Raw genomic sequence first — 24,842 nt, forward strand, 5'->3', positions numbered from 1 at the left:
AGCCTCTGGACACAGACATACGCAGGCACTTCTTGAATCGCTGGATTGATCCACATCAGCCTCCAACGCGGTGGACGCATCTTGGTTCGCTAAATTCGCTGTCATCGCGTCATGACGTGCCCGGCATGGCGAGCGGGCGAGCGGAGCGGAGCGAGCGGCCGAATGCCACCAGCGGTAAGCGGCCGAGTCATTTCGCAAGATGTAGGGCGGCACGAAGAAGATTACTGCCGTCCCAAGAAGACAGGACATCGTGCCGGTAATGTTCAAACGAACTTGGCGCACCATAATCAGAGCACGGCCATTGCGATGTAAAACTGCCATAAAGGAACGACAAATAATGCGGACCCAGATATACGTCCGCAGCTCCTGACAGGTTTGGCACGCTCCAGATTTGATAAGCCGTGTTGGAGGAATCACGTCAGATAGGCATGAACGATCTCGACCAGTTCCTCGGCTGCGGCACGTCGGGGACTGTCGGCGGCTGAGGCCGGGTCGATCAGATGTTCGCGGATATGATCCTCGATCACCTCGGCGATAAAGCCGTCGAGTGCACCGCGGCACGCTGTCGCCTGTTGCAGCACGCGCGCGCACTCTCTGTCCTCTTCAACCGCACGCTCGATCGCCTCGAGCTGTCCACGCATGCGCTTCAGCCGGTTGAGCAGCTTCTTTTTCTCTTTTTCGACGTGGCTCATGCCGCCTCCGGTTTAGAGGGTTGATCCTATACCCCGGATAGGTATGTGGCGTCCATCGGTCGCACTGTCGCGACTCGTAGCCATGGCGCGCCTGCGCGCCAGACGAAGGACCAAGATGAACGCCCGATCTACCGCCGTGTCCAGCGAGGGCGACAGTAGGAGCTTTGCTCCGCTGATCCGCACCGCGGGACATGAAACGGTCGGGGAGTTCGCGCCCATCGCCTGATTGCGATGACGTCGATCTCCCGGACCGGATTTTAACCCGGACTACTAGGAGGTCGTCATGACCCTGCTTGTGCTGCGTGTCGAACCACACGTTGAAACCGTCCGCGTCGAGCATCTGAGCCGACGCGTCCGTCTTGCCCTCTATACGTCCGGCATCTTGCGCCCGCCGCTGGTGTGACGTTGCCCGGTGCATTGCCGCCGCAGCGCCGTAATCGAACGCAAGCAGGATAATTTCATGGTCCGGACCATATCGCTGCTGGCGAGCGCGTGCGCGCTTGCCGGCCTGCCCCTTCACGCGCCTGCAAAAGCGCAGGATATCCAGGAGCGCGCGCCCGCCCTCATTGTGCCTGCCGCGACGGTCCCGCCCGAGGTGGTTCCTGCGGATCAACGCGTCGCTTTTCATGGTCAGGCGACGTTCGTCCTGCAAGGCACCCCCGGCTTCGCCTCGCCGTACAGCGGCACCAACAGCCTTACGCCGCGTCAGGCCAGGGAAACGGTGGACGTGACCCTATATGCCGGCTTGCGGCCGTGGGCGGGGGGCGAGTTGTGGGTGAACCCCGAGATCGATCAGGGCTTCGGCCTTTCGAACACGCTCGGCGTTGCCGGATTTTCGAGTGCGGAGGCCTATAAGGTCGGCCGCACCAGCCCCTATTCCCGGCTCCAGCGGCTCTTCTTGCGCCAGACGATCGGCCTGGGCGGGGAGCGGGAGGCGGTGGCCGGGGTCGCCAATCAACTCGCCGGATCGCGCATGAGCGATCACATGGTGCTGACCGCGGGCAAGTTCGGTGTCGGCGACGTGTTCGACACCAACAGCTATGCACACGATCCCCGCGCTGACTTCCTCAACTGGTCGGCGGTCGATGCGGGTAGCTTCGACTATGCCGCCGATGCCTGGGGGTACACCACCGGCGTGGCAGCCGAATGGTACCAGGGTGTCTGGACGCTGCGTCTGGGCGCTTTCAACCTGTCGAAGGTGCCCAACGGGGAGTCCTTGGAAACAGGCTTCCAGCAATATCAGCTCGATGGCGAGGTCGAGCGCCGCCACATGCTGGCCGGTCGGCCAGGAGCCGTGCGGGTGACGATATTCCGCAATCGCGGACGGTTCGGGCGCTTCGATGAAGCGCTGGAGCTGTCCGGGCTCACCGGAAATGATGCGGACACCGCCCTTGTCCGTCGTCGGCGCACCCGTGCCGGGATCAGTGTCAACGCCGAGCAGGCTGTTACCGATAAGCTCGGAGTATTCGGGCGCGCCGGGATCGCTGACGGGCAGGTCGAGCCTTATGATTTCACCGACATCGATCACACCGCGCAGCTCGGTCTTGCGCTCAAAGGTGCCGGGTGGGGTCGCGAAGGCGATACGGTCGGCGCCGTCTTCATCGTCAACGGCATCAGCCGCGAGCATCAGCGTTATCTCGACGCAGGCGGTCTCGGCGTTCTCGTCGGCGATGGTCGGCTGCCGCATCCCGGTTCTGAGTATATCGGGGAGGCCTATTACAAGCTGGTCGCGGTGAAGGGCGCCGAGTTCTCGCTCGATTATCAATTCGTCGCCAACCCCGGCTACAATCGTGACCGCGGTCCTGCCAACGTGTTCGCATTTCGCGCCCACGGCGCATTTTGACGGTGCCCGGCCGATGTTCCGGTTCCGCCATATCCTGTCATGGCACACGCCTGCTCATCCGTGCGCGCGTTCGCACTCCACGGCTGCTGTGCATCGGCACGATGTTGACGGCGCACTTCTCGCGCAGCGGTATCGCCGCGCGGCGACACCGGATTTCGAGGAAAGGATGACGACGTGACGGCTAGAGCGCCCGATGTGCAGCGCGCCGGTTTCCTCGGCTTCTCGCCCCGCCGCCTCAGCGGCGGCCTTGGTTGGCCTGATCTGGCGGTGTTCGCGATCCTGCTTGCCGCCGGTGTCGGGGTTGCCAGCGGCGTGCATGACGCGGTCGAGCCGCTGGCGCGGCTACGGGTGGAGGCGGTCATGCTCGATTGGCGTGAGCTGCCCCGCTATGCGCTGCTGACCACGCTCCGCCTGTTCGCCGCGCTCGTGGCCTCGTTCGTCTTCACGGTGTTTGCCGCAACCGCGGCGGCCAAGAGCAGGCGTGCCGAACTCGTCATCATCCCGGCGCTCGACATCCTCCAGTCCGTGCCGGTTCTCGGTTTCATGACCTTCACCGTGACCGCGTTCATGGGGCTGTTCCCTGGCAGCCGGATCGGTGTCGAATGCGCCGCGATCTTCGCGATCTTCACCAGCCAGGCGTGGAACATGGCGTTCAGCCTGTACCAGTCGCTGCGACAGGTGCCCGCAGACCTGAACGAGGTCGCCAGCGGTTTCGGCCTGTCGCCGTTGCGCCGGTTGCTGCGCGTCGAGCTTCCCTTTTCCACACCCGGTCTGGTGTGGAACGCGATGATGTCGATGTCGGGCGGATGGTTCTTCGTCGTCGCATCGGAGGCGATCAGCGTCGGCCGCACCCAGATCATGCTTCCGGGCTTCGGATCGTGGCTGGCGCTGGCGATCGATCGAAAGGACCTTGCCGCGGTCGTGCAGGCCGTCGCCGCGATGGCGGTGGTCATCCTGCTCTACGATCAGCTCGTGTTCCGGCCGATCATTGCCTGGGCGGATCGCTTTCGCGTCGAACAGACCGCCAGCGCCGACCCGCCCCGCTCGTGGGTGTACGATCTCTTTCGTCGCGCGCGGTTGCTGCCGTCGCTGACCGCGCCGCTGCGAGCCGGCGCGGCGCTCATCTTCACCGCGGAGGCCGCGCCCCGTCCGATGGTTCAGCGCCGCCACTTCTCGCCCCGCCAGGACGACAGGTCGCCCGGGTTGCGACTGTGGACGGTGCTGGTCATCGCCGCGGCGCTCGCGGCGAGCGTTTATGCCGTCCGCTTCCTGGGGCATACGCTGACGCCGAGTGATGCCGTGCGGGCGCTCGGTTTTGGTCTGCTGACCTTGTTGCGCGTCGTCGTGCTGATCGTGATCGCCAGCCTGATCTGGGTGCCGATCGGCGTTTGGATTGGCCTTAGGCCGCGCTGGGCGGCGCGGGTTCAGCCGGTCGCGCAGTTCCTGGCGGCATTTCCGGCCAACGTCCTGTTCCCGATCGCGGTCGTCGCGATCGTCCGCTTCCATCTCGACGCGGACGTGTGGCTGTCGCCGCTGATGGTGCTGGGTACCCAGTGGTATATCCTGTTCAACGTCATCGCCGGCGCGAGCGCGATCCCCAATGACCTGATCGAAGCCAGCCGGATGTTCGGCGTGCGGGGCTGGCAATGGTGGCGACGCCTGATCCTGCCCGGCATCTTTCCCTATTACGTCACCGGCGCGCTGACCGCATCGGGCGGCTCGTGGAACGCCAGCATCGTCGCCGAGGCGGTGTCTTGGGGATCAACCCACCTGCGCGCCGCGGGGCTTGGCAGCTACATCGCCGATGCGACCGCGGCCGGCGACAGCGCACGCGTGCTGCTCGGCATCATGGTCATGTCGGTGTTCGTGATCGCGATCAACCGCCTGCTCTTCCGCCCACTCTACCGCATCTCCGAACGCCGCCTGCGCCTGTCCTGAGGAACCCCGAGGCCATGACCATCGCCCGCCCCAAGCCCGTCGTCACCATCGAGCACCTAAGCCACAGCTACGGCGGTGTGGAGGGCGGAACGCCCATTCTCGACAATGTTGCGCTGACCGTGAACGAGGGCGAGGTCGTCGGCCTGCTCGGCCGGTCCGGCTCCGGCAAATCGACCCTGCTCCGCTCGATCGCCGGCCTGGTCAGCCCGACCGAGGGCGAGCTGACGTTCGAGCCCGACGGCGCCGGCGCCCCCCGTTCGGTTGCGATGGTCTTCCAGTCGTTTGCGCTCATGCCGTGGCTGACCGTGCAGCAGAACGTCGAGCTGGGCCTCGAGGCGCAGCGGGTGCCGGCGGACGAACGACGTCGGCGGGCGCTGGCCGCGATTGACCTGATCGGCCTCGACGGGTTCGAGAATGCCTTTCCCAAGGAGCTGTCGGGCGGAATGCGCCAGCGCGTCGGCTTGGCGCGCGCGCTGGTGGTCGAACCGTCTCTACTGCTGATGGACGAGCCGTTCTCGGCGCTCGATGTGCTGACCGCCGAGACGTTGCGCACCGATCTTCTCGACCTATGGGACGAGGACAAGCTCGGTATCTCATCGATCCTGATCGTCACCCACAATATCGAGGAGGCGGTGCTCATGTGCGACCGTATCTTGGTATTGTCATCCAATCCGGGGCGCATCGCCGCGGAGTTCCGTGTCGATCTTCCGCAACCGCGCGACCGGCTCGACCCGACATTTCGGGACTTGGTCGAGCAGATCTACGCGCGGATGACGCAGCGGCCAGCGCCATCCGCCACATCCGCCAGCCCCATCATCGAACACGGGATCGACCGTCCCCTGCCGGACGTGTCGGTGAATACGCTCGCCGGTCTGATCGAGGAAGTCGAGGGCGCCCCGTTCCTCGGACGGGCGCCGCTCTCAACGCTTGCTGACACGCTTCAGCTCGAAATCGACGATCTGTTCCCGATCGTGGAAAGCCTTCAGCTGCTCCAATTCATCGATGTGGTAGACGGCGATGCAGTGCTGACCAAGCGGGGGCATGCCTTTGCGCAAGAGGACGTGGACCAGCGGAAAGCCAATTTTCGTCGAACGCTGGAGACGCATGTGCGACTTGCCCGTCATATCCGCACGGTGCTTGATGAACGCCCGACACATCAGGCGCCAGCACGTCGCTTCCGCGACGAGCTGGAAGACCACATGTCGCCCGACTTCGCCGACGTGACGCTAAAGGCAGTGACGGAATGGGGGCGTTACGCCGAACTGTTTGCCTATAACGACATTGAGGACAGATTCAGCCTTGATGACCCCGCGTGAAACCGACGGTAGTGGTCCGGCAGGTGTCACAACCGAACGGTTGTGACACCGACATTGCTGGTGAACGGATACAATCAGGCTGCAATCGTATTCCCATTTCATGCTGTTGTTGATGTTCTGGGAAGCGCTGAGCCTCCCGAAACTGGATGAACGCCGGGAACACCCGCGCAGTCTCATGAGCCGTTCGATTGTGTGAACGTCTATGTCGAAGGGGCTAGTCTCCTTCGGATCCGATCCACGATCAGGATCACCAGAACGGACACCCCGAAAAGCGGCAGCAGGACGCAGAGCGCGACCAGCGCGAATGCCGCCCAACCAAGCTTCACCTTTGCTGCCGGGGGTGCTCCGAACCCGTTCGCGGGGCGACGTCGCAGCCACATCAGCACGCCGACGACGCTGAGGCCGATCAGGGCGAACGCTGTGATGACACCAATGATCTGGTTGGCGACGCCGAACAGCTGCCCCTCGTGCCAGGCGACGCCGGTGTTCACGACCCGGTCGATCAGGTGCTGATCGGCGAAGCCGCTCCGTCCCGTCTCCGTGCCGGTCGCGGGATTGTAGGTCACCTGGCGAGTCAGAGTGCGGTTCTGTGCAGCCGACTTGACCGTCCACACGTCACCCGTCGGTGGACCGAAAGCCTGCGACGCGTGCGGTGGCAGGACCAGCACCGGATAGGCCATGCGCTCGGTTCGGGCTTTCGCCACAAAGGCGGACAGCGGAAGACCCGCGCCCGCAACACCAGGCTGCGCCGTCGGCATCGCCGTGCCGTGATCGTGGCCGGCGTGACCGCCATCGACGCCGATCTTCCAGTCCTGCGGCCCCTTGACCCAGCCAAGCTCGGCACGGGTCCAGGCAAATGCGCTGCCCCAGACACCGGCCCACGGCAGGCCACTGGCGAGCATGACGAGCAGCAGCCCCGCGATCCAGAAGCCGGTGACGCGGTGCAGGTCCTTCAGCAGCGGACGCCCACGTAGGCGGAGCCGCGGCCACAGCGTGCCGGCGAGCCGGAGCGGACGCGGCCACCAGAGGTACAGTCCCGTCAGGATCATCACGATCGTCCAACTCGCCGCCAGTTCGACGAGCCAGTCGCCCCAGCGCCCGATCAGCAGCGAGCCGTGGATGCGCGCCACCACCGCGGCGATGCGCGCATCGGGATCAAGGCTCCCCAGCACGCGGCCTTGCGGCGAGACATAGACCTCGCGCAGCTTGCCATCGGCCAGTCCAAGCTGGACCATCGCCGCGTCTCCAGCTTCGCGGGGCAGGCGGTAGTGGTTGAAGCGGGCGCTGGGGTTCACGGCGAGGGCTGCTGCCAACTGGCGATCGGGCGACACGGCGCCGGCCGTGCCCAGCCCCAGCCAGGACCGCTCCTCCCAGCGCTCGATCTGTGGCTTGAACAGGTAGATCGAGCCGGTGACCGACAGGATCAGGATGAAGGGCAGCACGAACAGCCCGGCATAGAAGTGCCAGCGCCAGAACAGCGGATAGAGCGAGCCCGGCGCGCTGCGGCGAGCGGCCGTTTGCGTCGCGGCCGTCACCAGCGGTAGCGCAGGCCGCCGAACACGGCCCGTCCTATGCCCGGGTTGAAGATTTCCGACGTGGCACTCGCCACGCCTGCGATAGCCACCGTGGAAATATAGTGCTTGTCCGTCAGATTACGGCCCTCGACGTACGCCGACCAGCGCCCGCCGCGATCATAGCCGAGCTTGAGGCCCAGCAGGGCATATGGGTCGACGGAGAGGCTGTTGGCGTTGTCGGCGAAATAGTGACCGGGTGCCCACTCGACGTTCGGTCCAGCGTAGATGCCGCTCGGATGCCGGTAGAGAACCTCGGCGCGGAGATAGTGTTTGGGGATGCCCGGCAGCCGGTTGTCGCCGTAGCGCCGGTCATCATCGAAGAAGAAGTCGCTGTAGGTGTAAGCTGCCGTAACCGCGAGGCTGTCCCGGTTGGCAAGCGCCGACAGCGGTAGATCGGCGTTCAGGCCGGCTTCGACGCCCTGATGGACGGTACGATCGACGTTGATGACGCTGCACGCGCTGAACGGCCCTGTCGTCAGGCATTGCAGCTCGTCTCTGATCTCCGAGCGGTAGAGCGAGACGTCCCACCCGACCCCGCCGCGCTTGCCGCGTGTGCCGATCTCGTAGGTGGTCGCGCGCTGCGCCCGCAGGTTGCCGCTCGCCGGTGTCGCGAACGAATTGGCGTCGTAGGTCGGCACCTCGGCGCTACGCGACACGTTGCCGAACACCTGCGCATCGGCGGTCACATCCCAAAGGATGCCGGCGCGAGGGCTCCACAGGTCGTAGCTCTTGGCGCCGGACTGGTCGCCGTCTGACAGGAAACGGTCACGCCGGTCCCGGCGCGCGTGGAGGTACTGGAGTCCACCAATCAAGGCGAGGTTCGGTGCCACGAACAGGGAGTCCTCGGCATAGGCCGACAGGTTACGGGACTTGTCGACCATCGAGGCGGCAAGTGCGCCCTTCACCGCACCGGTCAGGTTGACGAACTGCTCGGTGTCGATCGTGCCGTTCTGTAGATTGGCGCCGAAGATCAGCCGGTTTCGGACCGAGCCGAGCGAACGGTCGTCCACCGCGCGCACGAACGCGCCATAGTCGTCAACCGTGAAGTCGAGCCACTGGTAGATGGGATGCCGGACGTGCCGGTTGTTGTAGAAGATGCCTGCCTCGACAATGGCGTCGCCCAAGCGCGCAGTCGTCTTGTTGGCGACGCGGATCGAGCGGACGTTGCGCTGCTGGTCCTGTCGCACCCACTCGGGATTGGCCGAGCGCGGGTCTCCCAGCGCTTGGTCCTTGCTGACCTCGCCCGGAATGCGCTGCTTGGTATCGGTGGCATAAACGTAGAAGCGGGTCTCGACATCCGGCGAAATGCGGTAGCCAAGATTGAGGTTGCCGCGGAACTGGCGTCCGTTGCTGTGGTCACGGTAGCCATCGATCGACTGGGCGGAGACAGTCGCGAAATAGTCGAGATCGCCGGAGATACCGCCGGTGCTCGCCTGCCCCTTCACATAGCCGAAGCTGCCGACATCGAGCCTTGCATCCAGCGGCGACGCGTCGCGGCCGACCGGCGTGACGAGGTTGATCGCGCCGCCCAGCGCGTTCGAGCCGTAACGGAGTGCGTTCGCGCCCTTGAATACTTCGACGTAAGCGTAGGCGCTGGGATCGACCTCGAAGAAGTCGATCAGGCCATCCGACGTGTTCATCGGGATGCCGTCGATCGTGAGCGTGATGCCGCGCACACCGTAGGCCCGCGACAGCCCCGAACCGCGGATCGATAGGCGGACATCGTCGCCCATCCGAGGCTGGACGATCACGCCGGGCACATACTGGAGGATATCCTTGATGGTCTGGACCGGCGTGTTCTTGAAAGCCGTGTCGGGCACCACCTCAACGGCTCCCGGCGTGCGTTCGATCTGCCGGGTCGCCTCGGCAACGGTTGGAGAGGCGGTTACGACGATATCCGTTGCGTCACGGTCCGCAGTGTCGGCTCGTTGCGACTGCCCGCTGTCGGAGCTGCGCACCTGTGCCGCGGCCGGTATCGCCAGCAGCAGGCAGGGCGCAGCCGCACCCGCCAGAAGGTGTATTCGGGACATGGAAAATACCTTTGACCGGCCCGACGCCTTTGGGCGCAGGCCGCAATTCGTGGTCGCGCCGGGTGAGCGAGCGCGGAATGACAGGTCAGAGGTAGGAAGGTGGTCCGCGCAGCGGAGGCCGCAGATAGGCCGATTGGGAGGGTGCTGGCGGGATGGTCGTGATGAGGCCGAGCGCCAGGATGAAGACGATCAGCGCGGCGAGCTGAACGGGATCGATCGACCCCAGCATCGCGGCCGACACGCCTGAGAAGGCGCAAGGCATCTCCGCCTTACCGTGATCCTTCGACTTGCCGTGATCCTTCGACTTGCCGTGATCCTTCGACTTGCCGTGATCCTTCGACTTGCCGTGATCGGGCATGTCGCCGTGCATGTCCGGCATGTCCATCGTCATCGTCGCCGGACCAAAGCCCGAGCAGATCGTGACGGTCATGCGGCCATGATCACTCTCGATCATGTAGCCGGTGGGAACCAGCACCTTCAGCAACAGCGTCGCCGCACACAGCAGCACGGCAAAATGGCGTTGCGCGAGAAGATGCCGGACAGCCTGCACGCAGGCTGACTAGCCGTGCATATGGGAAGTGTCACTGAGGCAAACGGTCTCACGGCCTTTTCTCGGAAGGCGTCCCGTGAAAGGGTTTGGGAAGCCAATCGCCTTCTCGAAAATGCGATCGGTTGTGGGACAACCCGCGCCGCTGAACGTCGGCTCGCCACCCAGAAGCAGACATTATGGTGTCGCAAAAGGCGCGACAAACGACGCGTTCAAAACTCAGCATTTCCGCGACAAGCCGGCAGCTATGGTTCAGTTACGGGATCAACCAAGCTTCGAACTGCCAGTCGTGCCCTTGCGACTGGCAGCAAGAGCACGTCAGAAGTTTACGCGTGCGCCGAGGCGAAGGGTGCGCGGCTCGACCACGCGGCTCAGACGCCCATCGGTCGGACCTGCGGTGTCGAACGCGGGAATGTAGGACTCGTAATAGTAGGCGATGTCCTTGTCGCGGTTGTTCAGGATGTTGAGCAACTCGCCGTACACCTGGAAGCGTCCGAACTTTCGCGCCGCACGCAGGTTGACGACCGTGCTGCCATGATCGCGCACGCTGTTGTCCTCGATCAGCGGATAGGGTCCGAGGTGGCGCACGCGAATGCTCGCCTCCCACGGATCAAGCACGATCGATGCGCCCGCCGACGCGGCATTCTCGAACGCGTTGGGAATGCGGTCGCCGTTGTCGTAGCGCGAGTGGCTGGCGGTGTAATTGCCGTCGAGCGCCAGCCACGGTAGCGGACGCCAGAAGGCAACGAGCTCGTAGCCGTGCCGCTCGCTCGCCCCGGTCGGCTCGACCGCGTTCGAATCGCCAACGAAGCGCAGCTCGCTGTCGACGTCGAGCCACCAGTAAGTTGCCGTAAGCGTCAGCCCCGAACCCTGCCAGCGCGCGCCGACCTCGCGCCCGTCGCCCCGCACCAGCACCGGGACCGGCGTGTCGACGTTGACCGCGCCGCGCACGTCGTTGGAGTGAAAGCCGCGGCCCCAGTTGGCGTACAGTTCGACCTGCTCGCTCGGCGCCCAGGCGATCGATGCCTTGGGCGAGAGGATCGCGTCGTCGCCGCTCCCCGTCCCGGCCGCAGCTGCCGCGCTGTCGCGCGCGCGGACGTCGTAATGGTAATAATCGCCGCGCAAACCGCCGATCACGCGCACGCCGGCGAGCGGCGTCCACGTCGCCTCGCCGTAGAGCGAGGTCGATGCTTCCTCGACGTGGTAGCGGCCGAGCGAGAACAGGAACGCGCGCGCGGCGGTGCGGTCGACGCCGACGCTACCGATATGGTCGAAGCGGTTCTCCGTGCCCAGCATCAGCGCGAGCTGTGGCGCGAGCGTCCAGCGCTTCTCACCGCGCGCGCCGACGATCCAGCGGCGATCGAACTGGCGAATCTGCGCGCTGGTGCCGTCGGGATCGGTATAGGTCGGGTTCGAGTACATCGACCAGTCGTAGAAGTGGCCGTAGACGTTCGCGCGCCAGTCATTCTGCGTAACACCAACGTTGCCGATCAGCCGTGTGGTGCGACCGCGCGCGGTCGGATCGGGCGAGCAGAACACGTCGGCGCAGCGGTCCGATCCGATGATCCGCTCGGGGATCTGCTCAGTCGGGCGCCAGGTTGCGTGATAGGCGTGGAGCGACGCCTGGATCGTGCCCGACCCCGTCGGCGCGCTGTATTTGGCGAAGCCGGACAGATGCCGCAGATGCTCGGGCTCCTGCCACGGCCCGTCGTAGACGCGCGCCTGACCGACCAGCGTCAGCTCGCCCGCACCGACGCCGTCGATCGTGCCGCCCGCGGCGATCCGGGCGTAGTCGTACGAGCCGCCCTCGACCGACAGCCACGGCCGGTCATAGCCGTCGATCGTCGTCATATAGGCGGCGCCCGCCAGCGCGAAGTCGCCGCCATCGGCGCGGTAAGGACCTTTGCGGAAGTCCTCGCGCGCGACGATCTCGGGGATCAAACCGTTCAGGTCGAGGTAGCCCTGGCCGTGCCCATGCGTGCGCAGGTTCATCTGCACGCCGTCGATATAGGTGGTGAAATCGGTGCCGTGATCGAGGTTGAACCCGCGCAGGAAATACTGGTTCGCCTTGCCGCTTCCCGAATGCTGCGCCGCGATCATGCCGGGCACCGCCTCCAGCAGCTCGGCCACGCGCAGCAGCGGACGGACCAGCAGGTCGCTGCCCGCCACGGTTCCTTCACTGGCGGCATGCGCGACGCCGATCTTCGCCTCGCCGCGCCCGAACACGACGATGTCGGCGGGAGGGGTGCTGCGTGTCTGATCGGCTGGTTCGCTCGGCTGCATGGTCTGCGCCGCGCTCGGCAGGCTCGTACCCGCAGCGATCGCCGCCAGGTACCACGCTATCGTCTTCGTCATCGAACTTCTCCGGGCGTCAAGCGACTACCGGCGGAGGCGTGCCGTCACGAACGGTCAGGCATGCCCGCGCGCCGACGCCGATCAGCGTCGCGGGACACACCCGATGCGGCCTCCACCGCACGTTCGTCGCTCAGACGGGAGAACCGTGCCGCAGCCATCCCCTGGGCCAAGGCAAGAGCGACCCGACGCTGGCAGGTCTCCTGGCTCACGGGTCATCGCCGCGCCGTGCAGCCTTCCCAGGTGACGCCATCGGGCGCCCTCCAGTGGCCGGTTCCGATCGAGGAACCACGCACGTCGTGCTCGCCGCTTACAGTTGCAGGGACAGCCTCGGCCTCGAAGCTACGCTTCTCACCGTGTTCCCTTTTAAGCCCCTTGTCAGGGCACCAGCGCGATCATCAGCTGGTCGACAAGCGATCAGCTGGAACGAGCTAGCCGCTGTGGTTCGCGCGCACAAGAAGTCGCGGCTCGAGATTATTCGTCAGCGACGTTCGCAGATCCGTTAGCTGGGCAATCCACCCTGCCCTCGCCTCTGCAATCCCAACTCATGTTCGTTACGGGAAAGCCCTGTGGGCCGCTTCCATGACCATAAAATCCGCCACTTCGAAGATTGTGGCCCGGAGGTTTTGACACCCACGAACCCACCGAAAGAAGGCGGTGTCAGAACCGGATGGCTGTCACACTTCGCTTCCCGATCGGGATCGTATTCCGGAGAAAAGGTCCGCCTCTCGAAAGTCCGGCAATCGACCACGCCGGCAACACCTTCTCGACGCAGGCAAAGAGAATTACCGATTCGGCGACCACCCGCGCTGACGCTTCGCGAGACGATCGAGTTCAGCCGCGACCGATACAGCAGCCCGCTCGTCGGATCAGCCAGGATGGTCGTCAACGGGGTCGAACGCTGGTTCAAGGCGCGTGTGTTCGACGGTTTGAACGTCCACGCCGGTCACCCAAGCCAATTTCGCCGCTTCACCGTCGACGTCGTACCGTTGCTGCAAGCGTGCGGCGTCAGGCCAATGCTTCGGTCTGGCCTGGCAGGAGTTGCTCGCGTTTGGCGACGATTAGCGGCACCAGCATCTGACCCGCGACATTGACCGCGGTCCGCCCCATGTCGAGGATCGGGTCGATCGCCAGCAATAGCCCCGCTCCGGCGAGCGGCAGTCCCAGCGTTGAAAGAGTCAGCGTCAGCATCACCGCCGCGCCGGTCAGCCCCGCGGTAGCGGCCGATCCCAGCACCGAGACGAACGCGATCAGGAAATAGTCGCCCAGGTGAAGCGGGACGTTGAAGAATTGCGCGACGAAGATCGCCGACACCGCGGGGTAGATCGCCGCGCAGCCGTCCATCTTGGTCGTGGAGCCGAGCGGCACCGCGAACGCCGAATAGGAGCGCGGCACGCCGAGCGCGCGCTCGGTCACTTCCTCGGTCAGCGGCAGCGTGCCGACCGAAGAGCGCGACACGAAGCCGAGCTGGATCGCGGGCCAGGCGCGGCGGAAGAACCATGCCGGACTGATCCCGTGAAGCAGCAGCAGGGCAGGATAAACGACGAACAGGACAAGGAAGAGGCCGAGGTAGACCGCACCCGCGAACGCGCCGAGCGACGAAAGCGTGTCCCATCCGTAGCGCACCACCGCGTCGCCGATCAGCGCGGCCGATCCGATCGGCGTCAGCGCGATGATCCAGCGCAGCAACCGGCGGAAGACCGCGAGCGCGGAGGTGTTGAACGCCAGGAACGCCGCCCCCGCGTCGCCGACGCGCACCGCAGCGGCGCCGATCGCGATTGCCGCAACGATGATCTGCAGCACGTTGAAGCCGAGCGTGGTCGACACCGCGCCATCCTTGATGCGCGACGCGGCGGACAGGCCCAGCATGTTGGCGGGGACGAGCCCGGTCAGGAAGTCGAGCCACGATCCGCGCGTCGTCGGCATCTCGGCGGCGGCGGCGCTGACGTCGGCGCGGATGCCGGGCTCGATCACGAGGCCGAGCGTGATGCCGATCGTGACCGCGATTAGTGAGGTGATGGCGAACCACAACAGCGTCTGCGTCACCAGCCGCGCGGCGTTGTTCAGGTCGCGCAGCGCCGCGATCGATCCGACGATCGCGGTGAAGACCAACGCCGGCACCAGCGCCTTCAGCAACTGAACGAAGATGGTGCCGATCGTGTGGAGCGTCACCGCGAGCGCGCCGTCGACGCCGCCGGTCTGTCGCGCGACCAGGCCGAGTGCCAGGCCCGCGACCATGCCGACGAGGACCTGCACACCGAACGACGGCAGGCGATTGGGCGTTTGAGTGCTCATGAACGAACAGATGGGCGGTCGCGCCGGCTGGGCCAAACAAGCAATAGTGTCGGCAACCCAAGCCATGAATGGCCAACGAGCCCCGTGGACTGCGATGACCCCATGCGGTCCGCCGTCACCAGTTCAGCCCGGCGCGAACGTAGAGGAAGCGCCCGTTGAACCCGAACGGCGAGTAATAGGGAAAGCCCAGCACGCCGGTCGAGTTGTTCGCGATCGAGGTTTGCCGCGGATAAACGTCGAACAGGTTGCTCACCCCCACGCCGATCTGCGCACCGCGCGTGGCGGAATAGCGCAGCTCCAGATCGGTGATCGCGCGGTCGCCGGTGCGGACATCGGCAGCGGGTGTCGTTCCCGGCTGGTTGACGTCGCCGTAATAGGTCACGCGTGCCAGCGCGCCGATCTGGTCGAGCGACCAGTCGATCGTGCCCGTCACCTTCTGCTGCGGGGTGCCATCCTCCAGCGTCAGGATGCGGCTGCGCGCGAACAATGTCGGCGCGGGGTCGAGGGTCGCGGTGGAGGTGGGCACGCGCGTGACCTTCACGTCGTTGATGTTGCCCGCGACCGTGAAATCGAACGCACCCGCGGCCGTCGTGCGCCAGCGATAATGCGCCACCGCGTCGATCCCCTTGGTGGTGGACGCCAGCCCGTTGATGAAGAAGCGCGCGGCGGCCACGCCGGTGTTGGTTTGGGCCAGGATCGCCTGCACCTGCGGATTGCCGGCCCCGGCGATATTCTCCGACAAACCGATCTGGTCGCGGATGTGGATGCGATACGCGTCGATCGTCAGGTCGAACCCGCCGGCGCGGATCACCGTGCCGAGCGACAGGTTGGTCGACTTCTCGGGTTCGAGCGGCAAGCCGCCGAGCGCGCGTCCGACGTCGCTGGTCGATGGCACCGTGCCCGTCAGCACGGGCGTGCCGTTGGTCACCACCGAGGCGACCTGCGTGAAATATTGCTGCTGGAGCGAGGGCGCGCGGAAGCCGGTCGACGCGGTGCCGCGCAGCGCGAACCAGTCGGCGAGGTCGTAGCGTGCCGACAGCTTGCCGTTCGCGGTGCTGCCGAAATCGGAATAATCCTCGGCGCGGCCGGCAATGCCGAACAACAGCCTGTCGGTCACCTGCGCCTCGACGTCGACGTAGACGCTGCCGCTGCGGCGGCTGCGCTTCGTCGCGTTGCGGGGATCGAAGCCACCGAATCCTTGTGCACCAGGCGCGGAGCCGGCGACCGCATCGGTCGCACCCGCGGGATAACCGTAGGACGCGCGCTCGCCCGCGCTGATCTTGTACCCTTCGCGGCGCCCTTCGATCCCGAATGCGAGGTTCAGCGACTGGAACACGTCGAACTTGCGCGTGACATCCAGGCCGGCGACATATTGGTCGTAGGCGACCTCACCGTCGTAGAAGTTGCGTGGGGTGGCCGAGCCATAAGCGTAATTGGCCGAATTGAGCGTACGGAAATCAACCGTGTTGCGCCCGTAGCTGAGCGACAGGTCGAGGTCGAAACCGCCCAGCGTGCTACGCAGGCCCGCCGCCGAGTTGATGTCCTTGGTCTTGGTGTTGATGAGCGGCAGGAACCCGTCCGGGTAGCCCGCGAGCGCGAGCTGGCGCCGCGTCGTCGCTGCCGCGGTGGTCTGCGCCGCGGGATTGACGCGCGGGAATGCCGCACTGCGCGTGTCGCGTTCCTGGTATCCGCCGAACGCGTACAGGCTGAGGTTGTCGGTCAGCGAGGTGCCCGCATTGACGAAGCCGGTATATTGCTCGACCTGCGGGTCGCCGTAGCGACCAGTCACGCGCGCGGGGGAAACGCGGGTGTCGAGATCGGCGCGGTTGGTCGGCTGCCGCTTCAGATACTCGCCGGTCAGCGTGACGAAGCCGTCGTCGCCGAACCCGATGCCCTGCCACGCCGACACGGTGACGCTGTTCTCGCCCGTCACGTGGCGGCTGTTGCGCGCGGTATCGACCTGCGTGTCGTAGAAGCCGTAATTGACCTGCGCGCCGCCGCCGAAACGCGCCTCGCGCAGGCGCAGGTTGATGACCCCCGCGATCGCGTCCGAGCCGTATTGCGCCGACGCACCGTCGCGCAGCACCTCAATCCGGTCGAGCGCGAACGTCGGCACGGTGTTGAGGTCGACCGCCGCCGATCCGCGCCCAACGGTGCCGTTGGTGTTGAGATTGGCCGAGGTGTGCCCACGGATGCCGTTGATCAGCACCAGCGTCTGATCGGGCGACAGGCCGCGCAGCGTCGCCGGACGGATCGCGTCGGTGGCGTCGTTGGCGGAAGGGCGCGGGAAGTCGATCGACGGCGCGATCGTCGCGAGTGCGGCGGCGACCTCGGTCGTGCCCTGGCGTTGCAGGCTGGCTGCGCTCAGCACATCGACCGGCGACACGCTGTCGAGCCGGGTGCGTCCGGCGGCGCGCGTGCCGGTCACGATGATGTCGTTGCCCTCGTCGGCAGTGATCGCCGCATCGGCCGCGGGTGCCGCCTGCGCGGGTTCGGCGACAGCAGGCGTGCCCGGCGTCGGCGTCTGCGCATCGGCAAGCGGCGCGACGAGCGCGAGGACAGATGCTCCGGCAAGTGCGAGCGGGCGGTATGTCATGCAGGGCACCCCTTTTGATTGGTGGCTTGGCCACGCGTTCTTATTCAGCATCAAGAAACGGTCTGCCCGCCTGTTCCGCGCTGGCCCGACCGGCTCACGTTTCCGGAAAACAGAGTGGCTCGCCGGACACGCCGGCGAGCCTCAGGTTGCGCTAGGGAGCATCCTGGCGGGTTGGTGAAAGAGCGTGAGGCGTCAGAAAGCATTGCCCACGGAGCTGTTGGCGTTCGTCACGGTCGCATTGTCGAGCGGACCGGCCGCCAGCGCGGCGTCGTTCTCGGTCAGTGCGTCCTCGTCGTTCAGCACAATGTCGCTGCCCGCAACGGTGTTGCTGGCCTCATCCGACCTGCCGCAGGCGGCGGCGCCGAGTGCGAGCGACAGCGCGAGCGTGGTGACGATTTTCTTCAAGGTTACCTCCTTTGTGACGATCAAAGCGGGAATGACGCAGGTGTTGCGGCAACGCCGCGATGGATCGCGGCACTGTCGCGCAGCGCTTGGCCGAACAGCGAAAAGAAGCCTCGGTTGGCGGGGTTCGCCTCGACGTCCCATTCGGGATGCCATTGCACCGCCAGCACCTCGGCGCCGCAAGGACGCGCCGCGATCGCCTCGACCACCGCGTCGCCCGACGCACGCGCCTCGATCGACAGGTCGCTGCCCAACCGGTCTATTGCCTGTTCGTGGACCGAATTGACCGAGACCGAACGGCGACCCGTCTCGCGTGCCAGCCGGCCACCGGCCGTCAGTTCGACGTCGTGATGATGGTTGAACAGCTCGGCATAGGGCCGCGCGTCCCAGCCGCCGCGCAGGTGACGCTCGCGACACGGCTCGCGCGACAATGTGCCACCGAACAGGACGTTCAGCTCCTGCAAGCCGCGGCAGATACCGAACACCGGCTTGCCCGCCTCGATCATTCGTGAAGAGAGCGTGAGCGCGACTTCATCGCGATCGTCGTCGCGAACGCCGTCATTCACCTCGCCGCCGTAGCGATGCGCGGCGACGTTGGAGCGCGAGCCGGTGAGCAGCAGACCGTCGAGGTGGTCGCTCAGCGCGCCCGCGTCGCTCACATCGGCGATCGCGGGCACCAGCATCACGCATGCGCCGGCATAATGTGCGAGCGGCGCGACGAAGCGGCTGGCGACCGCCTGGATCGGCCGCTGCGCCACCTCGTTGCAGCACAGCACCCCCACCAGCGGCTTGCGTGCTCCACTCACGTTCATTGCTCCGCCAACCGCTCACGCACCGCCTGCGCACCAACGGCATTGAGCACGCGCGCCTCGGGTTGCGAGACGATGCTGCCCGCGGGCACGTCGCTCAGCAGCCAGACGTTGCCTCCGATCGTCGCACCCCGCCCGATGGTGACTCGGCCAAGGATCGTCGATCCGGCATAGATCACCACATCGTCCTCGACGATCGGATGACGCGCGTGGCGGCTGCGCGGGGTCGGTGCCGCGTCGCCTGGCGGCGTGCGCGCGCCGAGCGTGACGTGCTGGTAGAGCCGCACGCGCGCACCGATGATCGCGGTTTCGCCGATGACGACCCCCGTGCCGTGATCGATGAAGAAGCTTTGGCCGATCGTCGCGCCGGGATGGATGTCGATCCCCGTCCGCTCATTGGCCAATTCGGAGATCAATCGTGCCACGATCGGCGCGCCGAGCTGAAACAGCTGATGCGCGACGCGGTGATGCAGGCTCGCGATCGCACCGGGATAGCACAGCAGGATCTCATCCTCGCTGCGCGCCGCCGGATCGCCCAGGAACGCCGCGGCGACATCGCTGTCGATCAGCGCACGGACTTCACCCAGGGCCGCCATGAACAGCCGCACGATCGTCGCCGGCTGGTCGGCCTCGAACCCGGCTCCGCGCGCCTCATCCTCCCAATAGGACAGCTCGGCGGCGACCTCGCGCTCCAGCTCGGTGGCGAGCGCGATCAGCTTGGCCGCGACGAAGCCATCCTCGTCGCGCGCATTGCCGATGAAGCCGCCAAGCCGCCGCGGGAACAGGGCGGACGCGATCAGGTCCATCAACGCCGCCACGCCGCGGCGGGACGGGAATGCGCCGACCGGCCGATGGGCCGAACGACGGCGCGCCTCGTCACGTACGGAACGGAGTGCCGTCACCGCAGTGTCGATCGCCGATCGCCCGTCCGATCGCGGAAGCGCCGCGAGGCTCATCGGCCAGCACCACCCGGCCGGTGCCCAGGCGCCGGTAAAAAGACAGGTGACTGGAGGATCGAGGACATGCGCAGCGGTAAACTCCTGTCGAGCAGGATATCCCAGCTTTGCAGTAGGTGTTAAAACGATTGCTAGACCGCTGGAAAGGCAACCTATCGACCGGCGGCGACATTCCTGTGGCGGTGAACCCCGCTCGACGTTTCGAGGACAACTACTTGATCAAGCATGTGACGATCATCGGCGGCGGCTTCTCGGGAACGTTGCTCGCGATCAACCTGCTGCGACACGACGGGCCGCGTGTGACCCTGATCGAACGAGCGGCGCTGGGTCGTGGCATCGCCTACGGAACGCGCCAGACGGAACACCTGCTGAACGTGCGCACCGCGAACATGAGCGCCTTTCCCGATCAACCCGATCATCTCGTGCGCTGGTTGTCGAGCCACGACCACGGCTTCGATGCCGCGGATTTCATCCCGCGCCGTCTTTACGGCGGCTATCTGCGCGATCTGCTCGACACCGCGGCGGCGTCATCGCCCGGACGGCTTGATCTCGTCGCGGCGGACGCTCTCGCCGTGGAGGAGCGCGGTGACGGCCACCGCGTTCGTTTGTCGGATAGTCGCCACGTTGACACCGATGCGGTCGTGCTGGCGCTCGGCAACCTGCCGCCACACGTACCCGCCACGCTGCAGCCGGTCGCGGACCATCCGGCCTTCATCCGCAATCCCTGGAGCATACAACCAGCGCTGGGCGATCTGTCGCACGGCCTGAGCGAGGCTGACACACTGTTGCTGATCGGTAGCGGATTGACGATGGTCGACGTGGCGGTGCAGCTCGACAGCGCCGGGTTCAAGGGCCGGATGATCGCGATCTCCCGCCGCGGACTTCTGCCGCATCGCCATGCCTCGGGCGGCGCCCACCCGGCGCGGCGACGCGAGCGGCCGGCGCCGCCATTGTCACGGATGCTTCGCGCGGTTCGCGACCGCGCGTCCGACATCGGCTGGCGCAGCGCAGTGGACGAGCTACGCCCCTTCACGCAGGCGATCTGGCAGAGTGCCGATGACGCGACCCGCGCGCGCTTCCTGCGCCATCTGCGTCCGTGGTGGGACGTGCACCGCCACCGGCTTGCGCCCAGGGTGGCCGATCGGATCGCGTGCCTGATCGAGGCTGGCCGACTGGAGGTACGCGCCGGCAAGATCTGTCATGCGGAGGTCGCCGACAAGAAGCTCAACGTCGTGTGGCGCGCACGCGGCACGGCCACCACCACCACGCTGGACGTGTCGCGCATCATCAATTGCGTCGGCCCGCAGGGTGACGTGACGCAGGTGGACGAACCGTTGCTGGGCGACATGATCGCGCACGGCACCATACGCCCCGACGCGGAGCGGCTTGGGATCGATGTCGACGCGACGGCACGTGTCCGCTCGTTCGACGGGCAAGCGAACGAGAGCATCTTCGCCGTCGGGCCGATGACACGAGGCGCGTTCTGGGAGATCACCGCGGTGCCCGACATCCGGCGTCAGGTGTGGGACCTCGCGCGCTACCTGTCGAACGCACACTGGGTCGCAGGCGAAGGACTGTGATCGGCGAGCTTCGTGCGCGACAAGCTGACGTGCCAGACGGCAAAGCGAAACTTCGCTCCACCAGCTGCAAGGTGCTTTAATCGGTGGTTGCCATGACCGATCTCGCCATCCTGTTCGAACATCCGCAGTGGTTCGCGCCGCTGTTCGCCGCGCTCGACCGTCGCGGCGTCGATTACCGCGCGATCCACGCCGACGGCCTCGCCTTCGATCCCGCCGCAACCGCGCCGCCCGCCCGCGTCATCTTCAACCGTATCGCCATGTCGAGCTTCCTGCGCGCGCCCGAGCATCCAATCTTCTTCGCCGCGGCCGCGCTCGCGCAGTGGGAGGCACAAGGGGCAACCGTGCTGAACGGCACGCCCGCCCTGACGCTCGATGCCTCAAAGGCACGGCAGTTGTCGCTAATCGCACGGCTCGGCCTGGCGATCCCGGCGACGCGCGTCGTTCACCGCGCCGCCGATCTGGTCGCCGCGGCGCGTGACCTGCGCTTCCCGATCGTGGTCAAGGCGAACATCGGCGGATCGGGCGCGGGCATCGTGCGCTACGACGATCCCGCCGCGCTCGCCGCCGCGGTCGCAGCCGGGCAGGTGCCCGACAGCATCGACCGTGTGCTGCTGGTGCAGGAATATGCGCCGGCGCGCGGCGGCACCATCACTCGGATCGAGACGCTGGCGGGGCGTTTCCTCTACGCGCTGGAGGTCGACGGCGGTGGCAGCTTCGACCTGTGCCCGGCGGACGCGTGTGCACTCCCCGGCCGCCCGACCATCACGATGAAGGCGGTCGAGCCTGCCCCGGCGTTGATCGCGGGCGCGGAGGCGATCGTCGCCGCCGCGGGGATCGACGTCGGCGGGGTCGAGGTGCTGATCGACGACCGCGACGGGACGCCGCGTTTCTACGACGTCAACGCGCTCTCCAACTTTGTCGCCGATCCGCTCACCGTGCTGGGCTGGGATCCGCACGATCGGCTGGTCGACTGGCTCGAACAACGCATTGCGGAGGCACGCGCGTGAGATACGGTTATTGGATGCCTGTCTTCGGCGGCTGGCTGCGCAACGTTTCCGACGAAGGCATGGAGGCGACGTGGGATTACGCCAGGCGACTGGCGCAATCGTCCGAGCGGTGGGGCTATGACCTGACCCTGATCGCCGAGCTGAACCTGAACGACATCAAGGGCGTGGAGCAGCCCGCGCTCGACGCGTGGTCGACCGCCGCTGCGCTTGCGGCAGTGACCGAGCGGCTGGAGCTGATGGTCGCGGTACGCCCGAACTTCCACCACCCCGCGTTGTTCGCGAAGGCCGCGGCGAACATCGACCGGATCGCGGACGGACGCCTGTCACTCAATGTCGTGTCGAGCTGGTGGGCGGACGAGGCGAAGCAATACGGATTGCAGTTCGACAAGCACGACGATCGCTATGCGCGCACCGCCGAGTGGCTGGACGTGGTCGATGGCCTGTGGCGCGAGGATCGCTTCAGCTACCAGGGCCGCTTCTACACGACGCAGGATGCGATCTGCGCGCCCAAGCCGAAGAGCCGACCGATCATCTACGCCGGCGGGGAGAGTGACGCCGCGAAGACGATGATCGCGGCGCAGTGCGACGCCTATGTCATGCACGGCGATCCGGTGGCGGCAATCGCACCCAAGATCGACGACATGCGCGCGCGCCGCGCCGCGGCGGGCGGCACGCCGATGACCTTCGGCATGGCCGCCTACGCGATCGTCCGCGACAGCGAGGCCGAGGCGAAGCGAGAGTTGGAGCGGATCACCACCGTCACCGAACTGCCCGCAGGCTACGCCAATTTCGATCAATGGCTGTCGGGGACGCAGCTGGAACGCGAACTGAAGCTGCAGGAATATTCGGTTTCGAACCGCGGGCTGCGCCCCAACCTCGTCGGCACGCCCGAACAGTTGAAGGAGCGGATCGCAGAATATGAGGCCGCAGGGCTCGACCTGCTGCTGCTACAGATGAGCCCGCAGGAGGAGGAAATGGAACGGTTCGCCGCCCAGGTCATGGCCGTGCCGACCGCGGTGCCGGAACCCGCGTGAGGGTTTTGCAGAGGGTTCCGCCGGCGGCGCGTATTCTGGCCGCGCTGATCGCGGGACTCGGTACAGGCTACCTCGCGGGGCCGCGCGCCGCCGTTCTGCCGGCGGTGCAGGCGGCCGGCGGGCTGTGGCTCGACGCGCTCAGGATGCCGATCATCCCGCTGGTCTTCGCGCTGGTGGTCACCGGGCTGGGCAGTGAAGGCGGCATGGCCGGTGACGCAGCACCTGCCGGCGGACTGGCGCGACGCGCGATCGGCGCGTTCGTCGTGTTCCTGTTCGGCTCGGCTTTGTTCGGCGTCGCGCTCGGCTCGGCGATGTTTAGCGGCTGGCACGTGTCCAATTTGTCGGGAGTCACGACTGGGGCTGCGAAGCTGCCTGATCTGCCCCCGCTCGCCGACACGCTGCGCGCGCTGGTGCCGGTCAACCCGATCGCCTCGGCCGCCGCGGGTGCGATCGTGCCGGTCGTCATCTTCGCGCTGATCTTCGCGCTCGCGCTGCGCCGGATCGAGCCCGACCGGGCCGCAGCTGTGACGAAAGCATTCAGAAACCTGCTCGACCCGCTGCTGGTGATCATCGGCTGGGTCCTGCTCGCCGCGCCGGTCGGCGTCTTCGCGCTGTCGTTCGACGTCGCCGCGCGCAGCGGGTTCGCAGTCGGCGCGCTGCTCGCCTGGTACGTCGTCGCACGCGTGGTCGCGGGCGTGACACTGCTGGCGGTCTTCGTGCTGCTGGTCGCAATCGCCTCGCGCACGCCGGTGCGCGTGTTCCTGCGCGTGATATTGCCGGCGCAAACGGTCGCGTTCAGCACGCAATCTTCGCTCGCGTCACTGCCCGCGATGCTTCAGGCGGTGCGCACGCTCGGGCTGCCCGAGCGCACGGCGGGCATGATCCTGCCGCTCGCGGTGGCATTGTTCCGCATCAGCGCGCCGTGCGCGATCACGCTCGTCACGCTGGCGCTCGCGCGGTTGAACGGCATCGATCTCGAGCTAGGCCAATTGGTCGTGGTGGCGATGCTGGCGGTGCTCAACAACTTGGTCATCGCTGGGCTACCGAACCAGATCAGCTTCTTCGCCGCCTACGCCCCGGTTGCGCTCGCGGTGGGCGTGCCGATCGAACTGTTGCCGTTGTTCCTGGCAGTGGACACCATCCCCGACATGTTCGCGACAGCAGCGAACGTTACAGCTGACGTGGCCGTCACGACCGTGCTGACCGAACACGATCGTGATGCATCGGGCGTGTCCGTCTGACGCGCGACACGCGGCATGGCGCTATGTCAAAGAAAGCGGCCTGGTGGTCGGGGTGATCCCGGTCAGAAATGAATGCTGTTTTTCGGTCACAGCCCGACGATTGTGACACATGCTGATCAGCCGCTCGATGATGTACTGACCCACAATCTGCCTTTCAGGACGGAATCACCGCTTCCTGATTCCGGACGGTCGTTCATCTCAGAAATGTTTGCTCGGCCAGCTGTTCACCGCGTTTCGTCAGAACCGCGCGGGCTTGCCGGGCTGCGCCGACCGCCTGCCTGTAGTGCACGGTCGCGTATCGCTCGGCCTCGTCGAAGCCGACCGGCGCCCAATCCTCGGTCGGATAGCAGGCGTCGTAGATCGCGCGCGCAGCCGCACGCAGTTGCAGATCGTGCTGCATCGGGTCGCTCCAGCAATCGAGTCACCGCATCGGCGGCGTCCGACTAGCTAGAACAAATACGGAACGCTTCGCAAGGCGCTTTCCTGTGCCAGCAACGCGTGCGAACTCGTCACCGTCAAATGGAAGCGACCTCGACGCTACGCGATCCTATTGCCACACGCTGACGCGCTCGGCCGGTGCCAGATACAATGCGTCACCGGGCTTGACGTTGAACGCCGTGTACCAGGGGG

At 66.1% G+C, this 24,842-nt stretch carries 18 protein-coding genes and 1 riboswitch; of the genes, 7 read left to right on the forward strand and 11 right to left on the reverse strand.

Annotated elements, in window-relative coordinates; all coding sequences use genetic code 11:
* Nucleotides 1–413: 413 nt before the first annotated feature.
* Entirely contained in the window at nt 414–692 is a 279-nt protein-coding gene (locus QZ847_RS05925; RefSeq protein ID WP_294191257.1) for a metal/formaldehyde-sensitive transcriptional repressor, read from the reverse strand.
* A gap of 460 nt (nt 693–1,152) precedes the next feature.
* Here QZ847_RS05925 and QZ847_RS05930 point away from each other — a divergent pair, with 460 nt between their 5' ends.
* The 3 genes from QZ847_RS05930 (at nt 1,153) to QZ847_RS05940 (ending at nt 5,789) form a co-directional block, all read left to right on the forward strand.
* Complete coding sequence (locus QZ847_RS05930; protein ID WP_294354216.1) at nt 1,153–2,535, forward strand: carbohydrate porin; 1,383 nt, start codon at nt 1,153–1,155, stop codon at nt 2,533–2,535.
* 267 nt (nt 2,536–2,802) lie between these two features.
* Nucleotides 2,803–4,473, forward strand: coding sequence for an ABC transporter permease subunit (locus QZ847_RS05935; RefSeq protein WP_294354265.1), 1,671 nt, complete (start codon nt 2,803–2,805; stop codon nt 4,471–4,473).
* A gap of 14 nt (nt 4,474–4,487) precedes the next feature.
* On the forward strand, nt 4,488–5,789 hold the full coding sequence (locus tag QZ847_RS05940) for a nitrate/sulfonate/bicarbonate ABC transporter ATP-binding protein (RefSeq protein WP_294354219.1): 1,302 nt from the start codon (nt 4,488–4,490) through the stop codon (nt 5,787–5,789).
* Between the two features lie 200 nt (nt 5,790–5,989).
* Here QZ847_RS05940 and QZ847_RS05945 read toward each other — a convergent pair whose 3' ends face one another.
* From QZ847_RS05945 to epsC, 9 genes are all read right to left on the reverse strand, one after another.
* Nucleotides 5,990–7,324 carry a PepSY domain-containing protein gene (locus tag QZ847_RS05945; protein WP_294354221.1) on the reverse strand — a complete coding sequence of 445 codons (1,335 nt, stop codon included), beginning with the start codon at nt 7,322–7,324 and terminating at the stop codon, nt 5,990–5,992.
* Nucleotides 7,321–9,393 (reverse strand): TonB-dependent receptor, encoded by a 2,073-nt coding sequence (locus QZ847_RS05950; protein WP_294354225.1) that lies wholly within the window; start codon nt 9,391–9,393, stop codon nt 7,321–7,323. The genes QZ847_RS05945 and QZ847_RS05950 overlap by 4 nt, the downstream gene beginning before the upstream one ends.
* Nucleotides 9,394–9,478: 85 nt before the next feature.
* Nucleotides 9,479–9,901, reverse strand: coding sequence for a hypothetical protein (locus QZ847_RS05955; RefSeq protein WP_294354227.1), 423 nt, complete (start codon nt 9,899–9,901; stop codon nt 9,479–9,481).
* A gap of 357 nt (nt 9,902–10,258) precedes the next feature.
* On the reverse strand, nt 10,259–12,223 hold the full coding sequence (locus tag QZ847_RS05960; RefSeq protein ID WP_294354267.1) for a TonB-dependent receptor: 1,965 nt from the start codon (nt 12,221–12,223) through the stop codon (nt 10,259–10,261).
* Nucleotides 12,224–12,467: 244 nt separating this feature from the next.
* A riboswitch (cobalamin riboswitch) is annotated at nt 12,468–12,698 on the reverse strand.
* 602 nt (nt 12,699–13,300) lie between these two features.
* Complete coding sequence (locus QZ847_RS05965; protein WP_294354230.1) at nt 13,301–14,587, reverse strand: dicarboxylate/amino acid:cation symporter; 1,287 nt, start codon at nt 14,585–14,587, stop codon at nt 13,301–13,303.
* Nucleotides 14,588–14,702: 115 nt separating this feature from the next.
* Complete coding sequence (locus QZ847_RS05970; protein WP_294354233.1) at nt 14,703–17,183, reverse strand: TonB-dependent receptor; 2,481 nt, start codon at nt 17,181–17,183, stop codon at nt 14,703–14,705.
* 192 nt (nt 17,184–17,375) lie between these two features.
* Nucleotides 17,376–17,588 carry a hypothetical protein gene (locus QZ847_RS05975; RefSeq protein WP_294354239.1) on the reverse strand — a complete coding sequence of 71 codons (213 nt, stop codon included), beginning with the start codon at nt 17,586–17,588 and terminating at the stop codon, nt 17,376–17,378.
* Between the two features lie 20 nt (nt 17,589–17,608).
* Nucleotides 17,609–18,391, reverse strand: a complete 783-nt coding sequence (locus QZ847_RS05980; RefSeq protein WP_294354244.1) for a gamma-glutamyl-gamma-aminobutyrate hydrolase family protein — start codon at nt 18,389–18,391, stop codon at nt 17,609–17,611.
* A gap of 2 nt (nt 18,392–18,393) precedes the next feature.
* Complete coding sequence (gene epsC / locus QZ847_RS05985) at nt 18,394–19,350, reverse strand: serine O-acetyltransferase EpsC (RefSeq protein WP_294354247.1); 957 nt, start codon at nt 19,348–19,350, stop codon at nt 18,394–18,396.
* A 215-nt stretch (nt 19,351–19,565) separates the two neighbouring features.
* Here epsC and QZ847_RS05990 point away from each other — a divergent pair, with 215 nt between their 5' ends.
* From QZ847_RS05990 to QZ847_RS06005, 4 genes are all read left to right on the forward strand, one after another.
* Complete coding sequence (locus QZ847_RS05990) at nt 19,566–20,930, forward strand: FAD/NAD(P)-binding protein (RefSeq protein ID WP_294354250.1); 1,365 nt, start codon at nt 19,566–19,568, stop codon at nt 20,928–20,930.
* A 92-nt stretch (nt 20,931–21,022) separates the two neighbouring features.
* Nucleotides 21,023–21,937, forward strand: coding sequence for an alpha-L-glutamate ligase (locus tag QZ847_RS05995; protein WP_294354253.1), 915 nt, complete (start codon nt 21,023–21,025; stop codon nt 21,935–21,937).
* Nucleotides 21,934–22,971 (forward strand): LLM class flavin-dependent oxidoreductase, encoded by a 1,038-nt coding sequence (locus QZ847_RS06000; RefSeq protein WP_294354256.1) that lies wholly within the window; start codon nt 21,934–21,936, stop codon nt 22,969–22,971. Before QZ847_RS05995 ends, QZ847_RS06000 begins: the two co-directional genes overlap by 4 nt.
* The gene (locus QZ847_RS06005) at nt 22,968–24,212 is read left to right on the forward strand and encodes a cation:dicarboxylase symporter family transporter (RefSeq protein WP_294354258.1); all 1,245 of its coding nucleotides are present in this window, start codon (nt 22,968–22,970) and stop codon (nt 24,210–24,212) included. The genes QZ847_RS06000 and QZ847_RS06005 overlap by 4 nt, the downstream gene beginning before the upstream one ends.
* A 193-nt stretch (nt 24,213–24,405) precedes the next feature.
* Here the strand turns inward: QZ847_RS06005 and QZ847_RS06010 are convergent, their stop codons facing one another.
* On the reverse strand, nt 24,406–24,612 hold the full coding sequence (locus QZ847_RS06010) for a hypothetical protein (protein ID WP_294354261.1): 207 nt from the start codon (nt 24,610–24,612) through the stop codon (nt 24,406–24,408).
* Nucleotides 24,613–24,842 lie beyond the last annotated feature (230 nt).

This window comes from uncultured Sphingomonas sp., assembly GCF_913778135.1.
Classification (GTDB): Bacteria; Pseudomonadota; Alphaproteobacteria; order Sphingomonadales; family Sphingomonadaceae; genus Sphingomonas.

What these genes read in the sequence shown, in the direction of transcription:
- QZ847_RS05925 (WP_294191257.1), bottom strand. Translation starts at nt 692, where the DNA reads ATGAGCCACGTCGAAAAAGAGAAAAAGAAGCTGCTCAACCGGCTGAAG.
- QZ847_RS05930 (WP_294354216.1), top strand. Translation starts at nt 1,153, where the DNA reads ATGGTCCGGACCATATCGCTGCTGGCGAGCGCGTGCGCGCTTGCCGGC.
- QZ847_RS05940 (WP_294354219.1), top strand. Translation starts at nt 4,488, where the DNA reads ATGACCATCGCCCGCCCCAAGCCCGTCGTCACCATCGAGCACCTAAGC.
- QZ847_RS05950 (WP_294354225.1), bottom strand. Translation starts at nt 9,393, where the DNA reads ATGTCCCGAATACACCTTCTGGCGGGTGCGGCTGCGCCCTGCCTGCTG.
- QZ847_RS05960 (WP_294354267.1), bottom strand. Translation starts at nt 12,223, where the DNA reads ATGCAGCCGAGCGAACCAGCCGATCAGACACGCAGCACCCCTCCCGCC.
- QZ847_RS05965 (WP_294354230.1), bottom strand. Translation starts at nt 14,587, where the DNA reads ATGAGCACTCAAACGCCCAATCGCCTGCCGTCGTTCGGTGTGCAGGTC.
- QZ847_RS05970 (WP_294354233.1), bottom strand. Translation starts at nt 17,183, where the DNA reads ATGACATACCGCCCGCTCGCACTTGCCGGAGCATCTGTCCTCGCGCTC.
- epsC (WP_294354247.1), bottom strand. Translation starts at nt 19,350, where the DNA reads ATGAGCCTCGCGGCGCTTCCGCGATCGGACGGGCGATCGGCGATCGAC.
- QZ847_RS05995 (WP_294354253.1), top strand. Translation starts at nt 21,023, where the DNA reads ATGACCGATCTCGCCATCCTGTTCGAACATCCGCAGTGGTTCGCGCCG.
- QZ847_RS06010 (WP_294354261.1), bottom strand. Translation starts at nt 24,612, where the DNA reads ATGCAGCACGATCTGCAACTGCGTGCGGCTGCGCGCGCGATCTACGAC.